13 protein-coding genes are annotated in these 13,931 nt (G+C 67.3%); 8 read left to right on the forward strand and 5 right to left on the reverse strand.

The genetic code is table 11. The features are described from left to right. Window position 1 precedes the first annotated feature (1 nt). Window positions 2–1,342 carry a hypothetical protein gene (locus G6N44_RS02275; RefSeq protein WP_372508123.1) on the forward strand — a complete coding sequence of 447 codons (1,341 nt, stop codon included), beginning with the start codon at window positions 2–4 and terminating at the stop codon, window positions 1,340–1,342. After that, a complete protein-coding gene (locus tag G6N44_RS02280; RefSeq protein ID WP_163660766.1) occupies window positions 1,339–2,478 on the forward strand; it encodes a hypothetical protein in 1,140 nt (379 codons plus the stop codon). The genes G6N44_RS02275 and G6N44_RS02280 overlap by 4 nt, the downstream gene beginning before the upstream one ends. A gap of 3 nt (window positions 2,479–2,481) precedes the next feature. On the opposite strand, the gene G6N44_RS02285 is transcribed toward G6N44_RS02280, so the two are convergent. The 3 genes from G6N44_RS02285 to G6N44_RS02295 form a co-directional block, all read right to left on the reverse strand. Then, window positions 2,482–3,816: an alpha/beta hydrolase gene (locus tag G6N44_RS02285; RefSeq protein ID WP_235683034.1), complete on the reverse strand. Its 1,335-nt coding sequence runs from the start codon at window positions 3,814–3,816 to the stop codon at window positions 2,482–2,484. A 74-nt stretch (window positions 3,817–3,890) separates the two neighbouring features. Then, window positions 3,891–7,217 (reverse strand): bifunctional lysylphosphatidylglycerol synthetase/lysine--tRNA ligase LysX, encoded by a 3,327-nt coding sequence (gene lysX / locus G6N44_RS02290; RefSeq protein WP_163660770.1) that lies wholly within the window; start codon window positions 7,215–7,217, stop codon window positions 3,891–3,893. Window positions 7,218–7,284: 67 nt separating this feature from the next. Then, window positions 7,285–7,644: a DUF1844 domain-containing protein gene (locus tag G6N44_RS02295; RefSeq protein WP_163660772.1), complete on the reverse strand. Its 360-nt coding sequence runs from the start codon at window positions 7,642–7,644 to the stop codon at window positions 7,285–7,287. 228 nt (window positions 7,645–7,872) lie between these two features. On the opposite strand from G6N44_RS02295, the gene infC reads away from it, so the two are divergent. From infC to G6N44_RS02320, 5 genes are all read left to right on the forward strand, one after another. Beyond that, window positions 7,873–8,517, forward strand: coding sequence for a translation initiation factor IF-3 (gene infC / locus G6N44_RS02300; protein ID WP_163660774.1), 645 nt, complete (start codon window positions 7,873–7,875; stop codon window positions 8,515–8,517). A 23-nt stretch (window positions 8,518–8,540) separates the two neighbouring features. Beyond that, the gene (gene rpmI, locus G6N44_RS02305) at window positions 8,541–8,735 is read left to right on the forward strand and encodes a 50S ribosomal protein L35 (RefSeq protein ID WP_163660776.1); all 195 of its coding nucleotides are present in this window, start codon (window positions 8,541–8,543) and stop codon (window positions 8,733–8,735) included. A 40-nt stretch (window positions 8,736–8,775) separates the two neighbouring features. Continuing rightward, window positions 8,776–9,165, forward strand: coding sequence for a 50S ribosomal protein L20 (gene rplT / locus G6N44_RS02310; RefSeq protein WP_163660778.1), 390 nt, complete (start codon window positions 8,776–8,778; stop codon window positions 9,163–9,165). A gap of 23 nt (window positions 9,166–9,188) precedes the next feature. After that, on the forward strand, window positions 9,189–9,932 hold the full coding sequence (locus G6N44_RS02315) for a TrmH family RNA methyltransferase (RefSeq protein ID WP_163660780.1): 744 nt from the start codon (window positions 9,189–9,191) through the stop codon (window positions 9,930–9,932). A 120-nt stretch (window positions 9,933–10,052) separates the two neighbouring features. Further along, window positions 10,053–10,496, forward strand: a complete 444-nt coding sequence (locus G6N44_RS02320; protein WP_163660782.1) for a hemerythrin domain-containing protein — start codon at window positions 10,053–10,055, stop codon at window positions 10,494–10,496. Window positions 10,497–10,498: 2 nt separating this feature from the next. On the opposite strand, the gene G6N44_RS02325 is transcribed toward G6N44_RS02320, so the two are convergent. Further along, complete coding sequence (locus tag G6N44_RS02325) at window positions 10,499–11,737, reverse strand: acyl-CoA dehydrogenase family protein (RefSeq protein WP_163660784.1); 1,239 nt, start codon at window positions 11,735–11,737, stop codon at window positions 10,499–10,501. Between the two features lie 27 nt (window positions 11,738–11,764). Beyond that, window positions 11,765–12,787 carry an oxygenase MpaB family protein gene (locus tag G6N44_RS02330; RefSeq protein ID WP_163660786.1) on the reverse strand — a complete coding sequence of 341 codons (1,023 nt, stop codon included), beginning with the start codon at window positions 12,785–12,787 and terminating at the stop codon, window positions 11,765–11,767. Window positions 12,788–13,014: 227 nt separating this feature from the next. Between G6N44_RS02330 and G6N44_RS02335 the strand changes: the two genes are divergently transcribed. Continuing rightward, complete coding sequence (locus G6N44_RS02335; protein ID WP_163660788.1) at window positions 13,015–13,887, forward strand: adenylate/guanylate cyclase domain-containing protein; 873 nt, start codon at window positions 13,015–13,017, stop codon at window positions 13,885–13,887. Window positions 13,888–13,931 lie beyond the last annotated feature (44 nt).

Consider the following 13,931-nt stretch of genomic DNA (forward strand, 5'->3'; position numbering starts at 1 on the left):
GGTGAGCATCGGGTCCGAAACGTCTGGGGCGCAGGCCCGCCCCGTTTCGGGTGCGGAACCTGGCCAGCCGCGCCGCGCGGTGATCGATCGCGCCTGGCGCGCTCTGGGCCCCGGCGTCGAGGTGTTCAGCGGCGGCGACGGCGGGCCGCTGCGGCGCACGGTCAAACGGATCATTGACCCGCTGGTGCTCAGGCTGCGCAGCAACACCCACTATTCGGCACCGGTGCTGGCTCCCAGGGTGGCTGCCGAACTGCATGCGCAGATGATCGGCAACGGGCCGCAGTTACGGGCCGCCGCAGCCTGGTTCACCGAGCTCAAGCAGCAGCGCCGGCGCCTGCGCATCACCACCGGCAACGCCCAGGAACTCTATTTCCCGGTGTGTTTCGAACTCGCGGTGACCCGAGGTGCCCCGGCCTCCGACCGAGCGGACGTGGCCGCAGAGGTGCTGGCCGATCTCCACCAGGGCCGTGACCGTACCGCCACCGAAGCTCTCAACCGGCATGTGGCCGAGCCGCACGTCGTCGACCGGTTGCGTCGCCAGCTCGACCGCAGCTGGGCCGACGTCGTCGCCTCCGACGCCATCACCGGTCCCTTCTTCGCCGGTCTGGCCACCGTGCTCGGCCCGGCCGACAGCCACCGCGCCGAGGCGGCCCGGCAGCGGGTGTGGTCGGCGCTGGTGGCCGACGCCACGCCGTACAACCTCGGTGCCGGGATGCGGCACGCGGACGCCGAGCTGCCGTGGTCGATCGTCGATATCGGACTGAGTTCTGCTCTGCCGCAACAACACCCGTCGATCAATGGCCCGGCCGCGGGGGACCGCCCGCTGGACCGCACCGTGGTGGACCGGGTGCGGGCGACCCTGCGCCGGGCACTGGACCGCGACGAACTGCCCGACATCCCGATGCTGTGCGCCGAAGAGGTGGACCGCGCCTGCGCCCCGTGGGGCCTGCTGGCCGAGGACAGGCAGGCCGGGCTGCTGGCCGGCATCGAGGTGGCCACCGACCTGCGTCCGCTCGATGCGTCGGCGGCGGGACGCTACCAGCTCTCGGCGCGCATCCAGTCCCGGCTGGCCAAGGAGGCCTACGTGCTGCATGCCCGCCGCTACCTGGCGGCCGGTACCGCGATGCACCCGCGTCAGCGGCAGGTCATCGACGATCTCGCCGACTTCTGCCGTCCCTATCTGAGCCGGTTGTGGGCGCGGTTGCACGGCCGAGATGTCTGGCAGGAGTCCTGCGCGGACGTCGCCGACCTGCGGTCACTGCTGGAAGGCGTGGCCAGATCGGTCAGCCTGGATCACCGGCAGCGGATCAAGGCGATGCTGGAAGTGCAGGTGGCGCAGTGAGACTGAGTGCTGACGGTGGGCTGTGGAGCACCGGTCCGCCGGCCGACGATGTGCCTCTGGTCGCGGTTCTCGAAGTCAGCGGCGCAGTCCTGTCCTGGGTGGTGGATGCGGGTGTCGGTGAACCACCGTCCATCACCTTTACCGATCCGGAGCGGGCGGATTGGCTGTGGCGCGTGCTCGGCGAGTCGGGTCATGTCGCGCTCCTGGACGCTCTGCGGCACCGGGAGTCCGGGGAGTCGGTGGACCTGGCCGAGGTCGAGGTGCTGCCCGGTACGACGGGTCTCTTGCGGCGCTTGGCAATCGGGCACTGGCTGCGGCGGTGGTGGCCGGCCAGTGACCGGGATGGCATCGCGGCACTGGAACGCCCGGTACTCGATGCCGAACTGGCATTGCTGACGTTGACCGCCGAGGACTTCTTCACCGACGACACCCTGGATTCGGATGTTGCAGGCCTGCTGGCGCCACATCTCGGCGTGTTGAATTCTTTTGCCGGCCAGGGTGATCCGAGGATTGCGGCCCTGGTCGAGGAATGCCGGGAGCTGGCCGGAGAGATCGGGCTGGACTGGCCCGACACCCTCGATGCGGTGTCGCGGCGCGACGACTACGCCCTGGCGGCGGGTGCCGCCGACGGATCGGACGGGACCGGCCTGATTGCTCGGGGGACTGCGACCGTGGCCTGGTCGGCGGTGCCACCCGGGGTGTTCGACGCTGCCGAGGGCACCGTCGAGTGGTCGGTCAGCGCGGTCGGCGAGCGGGTGCAGGCGCTGGTGCGGGTGGCGCTCGGAGGCCCGGACTCATCGGCGGGTATCGACGTGTGGATAGGCGACAACGGTTGCGAAGGCGCCGGTTTCCTCGATGCCACGGGTCGTGCGGTACTCGATGTGCATGATCGGCAGGGGCAGCCGGTCACCGAAACCCAGGCGTGGAACCTGGACTGGTCCCACCTCTCGGTGCGCGTCGGGGCCGCGGGCGCCGCAGAGTCCACATCCGACCGCGACCGGGTGCGGGTGTTCGCCCGGGCCCGGCTCGCGGCGGGGTCCAATTCGCGGCTCGCCGCGGGGTCCAATTCGCGGCTCGCCGCGGCAGGCGACGATGCCTTCCTGGCCGAGGTGCTGGCCGCCGAATCCGACTACTGAGCGCTATTTGGCGGCAGTCTGGATGAAGGCCGCTGACGGCGACGATTGCGGCAGTCCGGTTGCGGGCACCTGCGGAGTGCCGAGCACGCCGGCCAGCCAGGGCAGGGCCGCCGAGAAGGCGTGGCTGGCGAACGGCCAGTCGTGGGTGCCCTGGTGAGTCACCACCGCACACTCGACGCCGTGTTTCGAACCGAGCGCACACAGCGTGTTGGCGGCCTTGGCCTGATCGTTGGCGCGGGCTGCGGGCTTACCCGGTGTGGACGTGTCGTTGACGTCGAACCAGCCGGCCGTCTGGTCGTACGAGCCGTGCCGGTTGATCACAGTGCTCGGGTCGAACGCGTCCCATGCGGCGGCGTTGCCGCCGAACAGGCGGTCGACGGTCTGCGCCTTGGTCCCCGAGTTCGGGCCGCTGTCACCGGCGATGTCGACGAACGCGCTGAACAGTTCGGGGTGCATGACCGCCAGGTCCACCGCGCAGGTGCCGCCCATGGACCAGCCGACGATGCCCCAGCCCGAGGCCGCCGGTTTGACCCCGTAGTGGCTGTTCATATACGGGACGACGTCTTTCGTGAGATGGTCGGCAGCGTTCCCGCGCTTGCCGTTGACACATTCGGTGTCGTTGTTGAAGGTGCCGCCCGGGTCGACGAACGCCAGTACCGGCGCGTACCCGTGGTGGGCGGCGGCGAAGTCGTCCATCGTCTTGATCACGTTGCCGGCCCGCATCCAGTCGGCCGGGGTGTTGAACTCCCCGCCGATCATCATCACGGTGGGCAACTGCGGAGCAGGGTTGGAACCGAACCACGCCGGCGGCAGGTACACGTATTCGCCGCGATGCCGGAAACCCGAAGCGGTGTTGGGGATTTCGACGGGGATCACACTGCCTTTGGCGGGGATGGTGCCCCGGCGCTGCATCGCCGTCACGGTGACCTGATCGGTCTGGTCGGGGAGTGGACCGGCGGTCAACTGGTTCCACGCGGTCTGCACCCACGGGAAGTAGCCAACCCACAGGTTCAGTGCCAGTGCCGTGCACAACAGGGTCAAAGGCACTGCCATCACAGCGGTTCCGCGCCGCCACCACCGGCTGCCGCGCCAGCCCGCAGCCAGGACGACGACCGCCACACCCGTCAGCGCGATCCACAGCCACAGGGACCGCGGCGCCGGGTTGCCGGCCAGCCCCTCGGACTCGATGTACCAGTTGGTGCCCACGACCAGGATCCCGCCGACCGCGGCGGCGAACGGTAGCCAGATGAGTGCCCAGCGGCGGGTACGCCAGCCGATGGCGGCGATCAACACCACGGCGGTGATGACTTGGATGCTGGTCGGAACCCAGCCGTGCATCAAGGACAGGTGGTGAGTGAAGGTCACAGCAATATCGTCGCCGCCCAATCTTGGGATCGGCTGTGAGGAGCCTGCTAACGAGGTTTGGCCAGAGGAAACGGCAGCGTTTCGCGGATGCTACGGCCAGTTATCAACATGACCACACGGTCGACACCCATCCCGAGCCCGCCGGTCGGCGGCATCGCGTACTCCATGGCCTGCAGGAAGTCCTCGTCGAGCTCCATCGCTTCGGGGTCACCGCCGGCGGCCAGCAACGATTGCTCCTGCAGCCGGCGGCGCTGATCGACGGGGTCGGTCAGCTCGCTGTATGCGGTCCCCAGCTCGACACCCCAGGCCACCAGATCCCAGCGTTCGGCGAGCCCGGGGGTGCTGCGGTGCGGGCGGGTGAGCGGCGATACCGAGGTCGGGAAATCCTTGTAGAACGTGGGCTCCTCGGTGCGGTCCTCGACGAGGTGCTCGTACATCTCCAGGACCACGGCCCCGGCGTCCCAGTGGGTCAGATAAGGGATCTGCGCCGCGTCGCAGAGCCGGCGCAGCGTGGCCAGATCCGTCTCGACGGTGACGTGCTCGCCGAGGGCTTCCGATACCGCGTCGTGCACCGTCTTCACCGTCCACTCGCCGGAGATGTCGACCGGCTCGAGGACCCCGTCGGCACGGGGCCGCCGGAAGACCTGGGCCCCGTTGGCGGCCTGGGCGGCGTTCTGGATCAGCTCGCGGCAACCGTCGATCCACACGTTGTAGTCGGCGTGGGCCTGGTAGGCCTCCAGCAGGGTGAATTCGGGGTTGTGGCTGAAATCCACGCCTTCGTTGCGGAATGCCCGGCCCAGTTCGAAGACCCGTTCCACACCGCCGACGCACAACCGCTTGAGGTAGAGCTCGGGTGCGATCCGCAGATACAGGTCCAGGTCGTAGGCGTTGATGTGGGTCAGGAACGGCCGGGCGTTGGCGCCGCCGTGGATCTGTTGCAGGATCGGGGTTTCCACCTCCAGGAAACCCTTGGCGTACAACGTTTCCCGGATGGCGTGCAGGGCCCCGCTGCGGGCCCGGATCAGGTCCCGGGCTTCGGTGTTGACCGCGAGGTCCACGTAGCGGGCCCGCACCCGGGCCTCCTGGTCGGTCAGGCCCTTCCACTTGTCCGGCAACGGCCGCAGGCATTTGCCGATCAACCGCCAGCCCTCGACCAGCAGTGACTGGGTGCCATTACGGCTGCGCCCCATCGCACCGCTGACCTCGATCAGATCGCCGAGGTCGATGGTGGCGGTGAACTCGGCGGTGCCTGCCTGGGTCAGGTGGGCGTTGTCGAGCAGCAACTGCACTTCGCCCGACCAATCGCGCAACTGGGCGAACAGCACGCCGCCGTAATCCCGGACCCGCAGGATCCGCCCGGCCACGGTCACGTCTCCGCCGTCAGCGGATTCCAGTGCAGCCGCGACCGTATGGCTGGGAGCCCGGCCCACGGGATAGGCGTCCACGCCGTCGGCCTGCAACTGCCGCAGCTTGGCCGTTCGGACCCGCACCTGCTCGGGTAACCGCTGCTGATCGTCGTCGGTCAGATCGTCCCTCAGCCCGGACGGATCGGGTGCGCTGCCGTCGTGGTGTAACCGACCCGAACCCACCAGATTCGCCGGGGCCGCGACGTGTTCGCCGGTGTGCTGTTTGTTTCGCCGAGAGAACGGCAGCACCAGGAAGCCCTCGGCGATCACCGAGGCCACTCCGACCCGTGGGATCAGGCGGGCATCCTCGTAGCAGGCGTACCGCGGAACCCACTCGGGCTGGTACTTCATGTTGGAGCGGTACAGCGTCTCCAACTGCCACCACCGGGAGAAGAACACCAGTAGGGCCCGCCAGAGCCGGGCCACCGGGCCGGCGCCCAGCTGTGCGCCCTGCTGGAAGGCTGACCGGAACATGGCGAAGTTCAGTGAAATCCGGCTGACCCCAATACCTTCGGACTGCATGCACAGTTCGCTGACCATCAGTTCGATGGTGCCGTTGGGGGACTGTGGGGAGCGGCGCATGACGTCGAGCGAGACACCGTTGGCGCCCCACGGCACCAGCGACAGCAAGGCGACCACCTCGGGTTCGGAATCGTCTCCGCGCTGCTGTACCGCCTCGACCAGCAGGCAGTCACCGTCGGCCGGGTCACCGAGCCGGCCCAGTGCCATCGAGAAGCCGCGTTCGGTCTCGGTGTCGCGCCAGGCATCGGCGCGCCGGATCACCTCGGCCATCTCGGCCTGGTCCAGCTCACGGTGGCGTCGGATCCGTACCGAGGTCCCGGCGCGCCGGGACCGGGTGACCGCCTGGCGCACCGCACGCATGTCGGGCCCGGACAGCCGGAAGGTGTCCGGATGCAGGATGGCTTCGTCGCCCAGCTGCAGCGCGTTGAGCCCGGCCGCCCGGAATGCCTCGGCCGCAGCTGAACTGGCACCCATCACACCTGGCGCCCACCCGTAGGTCTGGCACAGCTGCAACCACGCTGCGATCGCCTGCGGCCACGCCTTGGGATCACCGACCGGATCGCCGCCGGCCAGGCACACGCCCACCTCGACGCGGTAGGCGATTGCGGCCCGCCCGTTCGGGGCGAATACGACGGACTTGTCGCGCCGGGTGGCGAAGTACCCCAGGGAATCGTTCTTGCCGTAGATCTCCAACAGGCCGCGGATCGCCGATTCGTCCTCACCGGTGAGCGCATTGGAGGCCCGTTGTGACTGGAAGAGCACCACTGCCGCGGCCATCAGCGCCAGCGCGCCGAACAGACCGAAGATGGCGTTGAGGAAGGGGTGCGAATAGCCCTCGAAGACCTCGGTCGGCACGGTGGCGAAGCCGCTGACCCGGTTGACCGCATAGGGCAGCCGCCATTCCGGGTCGAGGGTGCCGGGGAAGAGTTCCAAGAGTCCCCAGGCGGCCAGGATGCCGATCGCCATGCCCGCGACCAGTACGACGGCCGACTTGAGCAGGGCGCCGCGGCGCACCTTGGCCCAGAATTGATTGCGGGCCAAGACCAGCGCGGCGATGGCGGCCAGGTGGAACACCACGCCGATGACCTCGCCGACATCGTCGGCGACGGGGTCCCCGCCGGTGGCGAGATCGCCGAGGTTCCAGCCGATGGCGCCGACCATGTACAGCACCAGGATCCACCAGGCGATCCGCTTACGGGCCGCCAGTGCCGCGGCCAGCAGCGCCAGGACGAAGGCCCACGAGAAGCTGGTGTCGGGAAAGTTGAAGATGTAGTCGTTGACGAACTCTCGCGGCACCTGGATCAACCAGCGCACCGCCGGAGACACACTGGCGATCAGCGACAGGGTGGCGATGACGCCGACGGTCCAACCGGCGGCGGCAGGAACCCACGAAAACCTCGACGCGGGCTGTATCCCGGTGCGGCGGCCGCGGCTGATAACGGTCATACGCCCGGACAATAGGCGGTCAACCCGTCAATTGGGCCGATCGCGCGCACAGACACCGCCCAACGGATTACCAGACCGGGCCGGTGTACTTCTCGCCCGGACCTTTACCCGGCTCTTCGGGCGCCGCGCTGGCTTCCCGGAATGCCAGCTGCAGGCTCTTGAGACCGTCGCGCACAGGGCCCGCGTGGGGTCCGAGGTACTCGGCGGAGGCCGTCACCAGACCGGCCAGCGCGGTGATGAGCCGACGCGCCTCGTCGAGATCGCGGTGCGGGCTATCCTCGGGGTCTTCGGCAGAAAGCCCGATCTTCTCGGCTGCGGCGCTCATCAACATGACCGCCGCTCGGGTGATCACTTCCACCGCGGGAATGTCGGCCATGTCCCGTAGCTGCGGAGTCGCTTCGTCGGGCGTTTCGGTCGGATCCGTCATGGCTGCTAGACTGTCATGCGCGACCGTCCCGGCTTATGTCAGGGACAGTAAGTGGAGTCCCACTCCCACCGTTGGCCACACTGGTACAACGGTCCGGTCGCCGGTGTCCTCGGACACCGGTTCTGTGCTTCAGGTTTGGAGTCGCAGGCGGCGCAAGCCGTGATCGGTCGGCATTGGGCCCTGCTGTGAGCAGGGCTTTTCTGTTCTACAGGGCAGAAGTGCGGATGGGTGGGTCTCCTCAGCAGACCCAACATAGGAGGCCCCATCAGCACTGAGACCCGCATCAACGAGCGCATCCGCGTACCTGAAGTCCGCCTGATCGGACCCGCAGGCGAGCAGGTAGGCATTGTCCGCATCGAAGATGCTCTCCGCGTCGCCGCGGATGCCGATCTCGACCTCGTCGAAGTTGCACCAGCCGCAAAACCCCCGGTCTGCAAGATCATGGATTACGGCAAGTTCAAGTACGAGACGGCACTCAAGGAGCGCGAGTCTCGCAAGAACCAGCAGCAGACCGTCGTCAAGGAACAGAAGCTGCGTCCCAAGATCGATGACCACGACTACGAGACGAAGAAGGGCCATGTGGTCCGCTTCCTCGAAGCCGGGTCCAAGGTCAAGGTGACCATCATGTTCCGTGGTCGTGAGCAGTCCCGCCCCGAACTCGGGTACCGGTTGCTGCAGCGACTGGGCGCCGATGTCGCCGATTTCGGCTTCGTCGAGACGTCAGCCAAGCAGGACGGCCGCAACATGACGATGGTGCTGGCACCGCACCGCGGCGCGAAGACTCGCGCCAAGGCGGCAGAGCAGGCCGAGCGCCCGGGTGGGCAGCAGGCCGAACCAGCCGCATCAGAAGAACCAGACGTTACGCAGAACTAGTTTCAACACAGAACTGAGGACTCATGCCCAAGGCGAAGACCCACAGCGGAGCATCGAAGCGCTTCCGTAAGACCGGGACCGGCAAGATCGTGCGCCAGAAGGCCGGCCGGCGCCACCTGCTGGAGCACAAGGCGACCAAGCGCACCCGCCGCCTCGACGGCCGCACCGTCGTGGCAGCCAACGACACCGCGCGTGTCACCAAGATGCTCAACGGCTAGATCTGCCGCTCCCCGTACCGAACGAGAATAGGACCATCCCATGGCACGCGTGAAGCGCGCACTCAACGCCCAGAAGAAGCGGCGTACCGTACTCAAGGCCTCGAAGGGCTACCGGGGCCAGCGGTCCCGCCTGTACCGCAAGGCCAAGGAACAGCAGCTGCACTCGCTGACCTACGCCTACCGCGACCGGAAGGCCCGTAAGGGTGACTTCCGCAAGCTGTGGATCACCCGCATCAACGCGGCTGCCCGCGCCAATGGCGTCACCTACAACCGACTCATCCAGGGCCTCAGGCTCGCCGGGGTCGAGGTGGACCGCAAGAACCTGGCCGAGATCGCCGTGAGCGACGCCGCCGCGTTCACCGCGCTGGTCGAGCTCGCCAAGGCTGCTCTGCCGGAGGACGTCAACGCTCCTTCCGGAGAGGCCGCCTGACGCTCACCGAGCGTTCTGCCCGGGTGGCCGCTGCCGTCAAACTGCAGCGCCACATCGGGCGCCGCCGCGCCGCACGCTTCCTTGCCGAGGGGCCCAACCTCGTCGAGGCCGCGTTGCGGCGCGGACTTGTTTCCGAGGTGTTCGCCACCGAAGCTGCCATGGACCGGTTCGCCGCGCTCCTGGCGGACGCACCGGTGCAGTTGGTCACCGAGCGTGCGGCAAAGGCCTTGTCGGACACCGTGACCCCGGTCGGCCTGGTGGCAGTGTGCCGGCTACCTGAGGTCTCCCTCGATGAGGTTCTGGCGTCCGAACCCCGGTTGATCGCGGTCCCCGTGCAGATCTCGGAGCCGGGGAACGCCGGTACGTTGATCCGGGCCGCCGACGCGATGGGCGCCGACGCGGTGGTGCTGGCCGGCAACAGCGTCGACCCCTACAACAGCAAGTGCCTGCGGTCGTCGGCCGGCAGCATCTTCTCGGTGCCGGTGATCAGCGCGCCCGACGAGACCGCAACAATTGTCCGGTTGCAGGCCGCCGGGTTGCAGGTGCTGGCCACCACGGTCGACGGCGAGGTCAGCCTCGACGAGGTGAACCTGGCCGGACCCACTGCCTGGCTGTTCGGGCCCGAAGCTCACGGTCTGCCAACTGAATTGGCTGCGGCGGCCGATCACCGGGTGCACATTCCGATGCCCGGACACTCCGAAAGTCTCAACATTGCCTCGGCGGCGTCGATCTGTCTGTATCAGAGCGCTCGCGCCCACCGTCTTTAGCGCCGAATGGCCACTTATCTCACGCTTTTTCGCGATTCGTGTATCCCAAGTGGCCACTCGGCCGATGTGGAACGATGCCGTGGGGAGGTAAGCATGTGTCAATACTGCGGCTGCAGGGATATGCCGTTACTACGTGACTACATCGCCGAGCATGAGCGGTCTGTGGACCATGGCCGTGAAGCAGTGCGCGCCCTGGACCGTGGCGACCTGGATACCGCCCGGCGGCTTCTGGCAGCCATGTACGACGAGCTCAGATCGCACTGGCAAGGCGAGGAGAACGGGCTGTTCGCCGTGATGCACAGCGACGAGCTCTACGCCGAGCACATCGACCCCCTGGTGGCCGAGCACCGCGAGCTGGCCGGGTTCCTCGAAATCGTCGACCTGTCCGATCCCGCCCACCAGAAGCGGGTTCGCGCGGAGATCGAGGACCTCTATCTGCACATCGCAAAGGAAGAGGATGGGCTGTTCCCGGCTGCGCTCACCGCGCTCGACGGTGTGGACTGGGATGCCGCGATGGCCGGGTGGCGCGAGGCGCACCCGGGCCGCGAGATGATCCAGGGATAGCTCTAGCTGAGCAATCCCCGTGCCACGTGGGTGATCTGAACCTCGTTGCTGCCGGCGTAGATCATCAGCGACTTGGCATCGCGGGCCAACTGCTCCACCCGGTACTCGGTCATGTAGCCGTTGCCGCCGAACAGCTGCACGGCCTCCATCGCGACATCGGTGGCGGCCTGCGAGCAGTACCACTTGATCGCCGAGGCCTCGGCGAGGGAGATCGGAACCCCCTTCTCGGCGGATTCGATGACGCGGAACAGCATGTTGCGCACGTTCATCCGGGCCACTTCCATGTTGGCCAGCTTGAGTTGGATCAATTGGAACTGGCTGATCTCCTGGCCCCACAGGGTGCGGGACTTGGCGTAGTCGACGCTCAACCGCAGGCATTCCTCGATCACGCCGAGGGCCATCGAGGCCACCCCGATGCGTTCGGCCGAGAAGTTCGACCGGGCGCTGGCCCTGCCCTCGTCGGCCCCTTCGTCGGAGCCTTCGGTCTCTCCGAGCAGCCGGTCGCGTCCCAGTCGGACGTCGTTGAAGAACAGTTCGCCGGTGCGCGAGGAGTGGATGCCCATCTTGCGGAACGGCTTCGACTGCACGAAACCTTCCATGCCGCGATCGAGTACGAAGGTCAGCACCTTGCGATTGCGCTTGTCGGCCCCGTCGCCCTCGTCCAATTTCGCGTAGACCACTACGACGTCGGCGTCGGGACCGTTGGTGATGAAGGTCTTCTGGCCGTTGAGGATGTAATCGTCGCCGTCCCGAGTGACATAGGACTTCATGCCACCGAAGGCATCCGAGCCCGAATCGGGTTCGGTGATCGCCCACGCCCCGATCTTCTCGTAGGTCACGAGTCCGGGCAGCCAGCGTTCCTGCTGGGCCAGGGTGCCCCGGCTCTGGATGGTCGACACGGTCAGGCCCAGGCTGACGCCCAGCCCGGTGACCAGGCCCATCGACACCCGGCACAGTTCGCTGATCAGGACGAATCCCATGCCCGGCGACCCACTGCCGCCGAACATTCCGCCGCGGGCACCCGAGGGCTTGGCCTCACCGCTGCGCAGCTTTTCCAGCCGCTTGTCCAGCGATTCCTTGGCCATCGCGTCAATCCCGAACGTGGCGAACAGTTTTCGCACGATCGGGTACGGCTCCATGTCACCGCTCTCCAGCTCGTCGAGGTGGGGGCGGATCTCCTTGTCCACAAACTCGCGTACTGCGTCCCGGACAGCGATATCGACATCAGACCAATCAAGCATTTCGACAGCTTAGACAGGTGTCAAAAGTCAGGCCGCACTGCGCCGGGCGGGTCGCCGCAGCGCCGGCAGGGAGAAGGTGGTGTGTACCAGCGCGCCGGCCCGGTCCAGCAGGGTCTTGTGGCGCGGCAGATAGTGCATCGGCAGTCCTCTGCGGTCACGGGGCGGCGCCATGAAGCCCGGCGCTTCCACCAGGGGACCGTCGCCGGGCAGCTTTCCGGCTGCGCGGCGGTAGGCCGACAGGGCGCGCGGGTGCAGCCTGATCTCGTCGGGGACCGCGACGAATGCCAGTTCGACCATCTTGCCGAAGATCCGCAGCAGTACCTCGTCACCGGGTGTCCAGCGCATGCCTGCCTTCTCCCGCACCGCCGGGTCGAACAGGCCCGCTGCGATCCAGCGTTGCGCCCCGACAAGGGGTTTGAACAGTTGGTCCCACACGGGCGTCGGCATCAATACGAACCACGGTTTGGGGATCCGGATGGTGAAGATGTCGAGTGTGGCCCGGTTGATCTCGAGCTCGTCGCGGCACTTGGCGTCCCAGTAGTCCTGAAACTCCTCCCAGGTCTTGGGAACTGGCCGCATGCTCATCCCGTACATGCGATACCACTGCACATGCTCGTCGAACAGTTGGCACTTCTCGGCCTCGGTGAGACCGCCGCAGAAGTACTCGGCCGTCTTGATGATGAGCATGAAGAACGTGGCGTGCGCCCAGTAGAACGTTTCCGGGTTCAGTGCGTGGTAGCGCCGGCCCTGGCCGTCGACGCCCTTGATGGTGTGGTGAAATCCCTTGATCTGCGCGCCGGTGTCGGCCGCCCGGTCGCCGTCGTAGACCACGCCCATGATCGGGTACACCGATCGGGCCACGCGCTGCAGGGGTTCGCGGAGCAGGATCGAGTGCTCCTCGACGCCGGCGCCGAGTTCGGGATACATGTTCTGGATCGCGCCGATCCAGACGCCCAGCATCCCGGTACGTAGGTCGCCGAAATACTTCCAGGTCAACGAATCCGGGCCGAGTGGATCGTGCTCGCTGCCGGTCGTGGCTCGTGTGGTCATTGCGCCCTCGTTGACTCGTCATGACGTGAATCACAGTTGAGCCCGACGATAGTAGTGACAACGCATGTTGTCTACGACGCCGCGCCGCGTCGCGCACACTGTTATTCGGCGGCTATCGCGGCGCCACAGCGCTGTGACCAGGTCGATTTACCGCCGGCAGGGGAGTGCACACGTACCCGCTCGTGGCGCGATTGCCGCCCGGTCGGCGCGCCACCTACCCTTGCGCTGTGGATGGCGAGCCGTTCGATGACCCGTCCGGCGAGGTCGGTGACATCGAGCAGGCGTCACAGCAGCGCCCAGCGAAGGCGCCCGGGTTGCCGGGTCCGTTGGGGTGGCTGCAGCGCACCAATCACAGCCCGGCGGTCGTCGATCTGGTCCGGCGGATGCGCCGGTCGCTGCCCGGGGATCCCGATTTCGGTGACCGCCTCTCGGCGTCGGGTGAGGGCGGACCGCGGGCAGCCGCCCGGGTGGCCGACCGGCTGTTGGACCGTGACGCCGCCTCGCGGGAGATGAGCTTGGGTGCGTTGCAGGTCTGGCAGGCGCTGACCGAACGTGTCTCGGGAACGCCGGCCAATCCCGAGGTGACACTGGTGTTCACCGACCTGGTCGGGTTCTCGTCGTGGTCGCTTCGCTCCGGCGACGACGCCACATTGCGGTTGCTGCGACGGGTGGCCCAGGTGATCGAGCCCCCGGTGCTCGAAGCCGGCGGTCACATCGTCAAACGCATGGGCGACGGCATGATGGCCGTGTTCTCCGATCCGGAAACCGCCCTGAGCGCGATGCTCGTGGCGCTCGAGGGTGTCAAGAACATCGACCTGGACGGTTACGCGCCGCGGATGCGGGTCGGCATCCACACCGGACGTCCGCAACGTATCGGGTCGGACTGGCTCGGCGTCGACGTCAACATCACCGCCCGGGTGATGGAACGGGCCGCCAGCGGCGGGCTGGTCGTATCGCACACCACATTGGAGGGCATCTCCGAAGACCGGTTGGCCGAACTTGCGGTCACCGTCAAACGTCAGCGGCGCCAGATGTTCTCAAACAAGCCCGAGGGTGTGCCCGAGGACCTGGTGATGTACCGGGTGAAAACCTCCGGGTAGTCGCCGGCCCGCTGGCGGCCTGGCGGCGGAAACGGATTCGAAGC

Source organism: Mycolicibacterium alvei (assembly GCF_010727325.1).
Taxonomy (GTDB): Bacteria; Actinomycetota; Actinomycetes; order Mycobacteriales; family Mycobacteriaceae; genus Mycobacterium; species Mycobacterium alvei.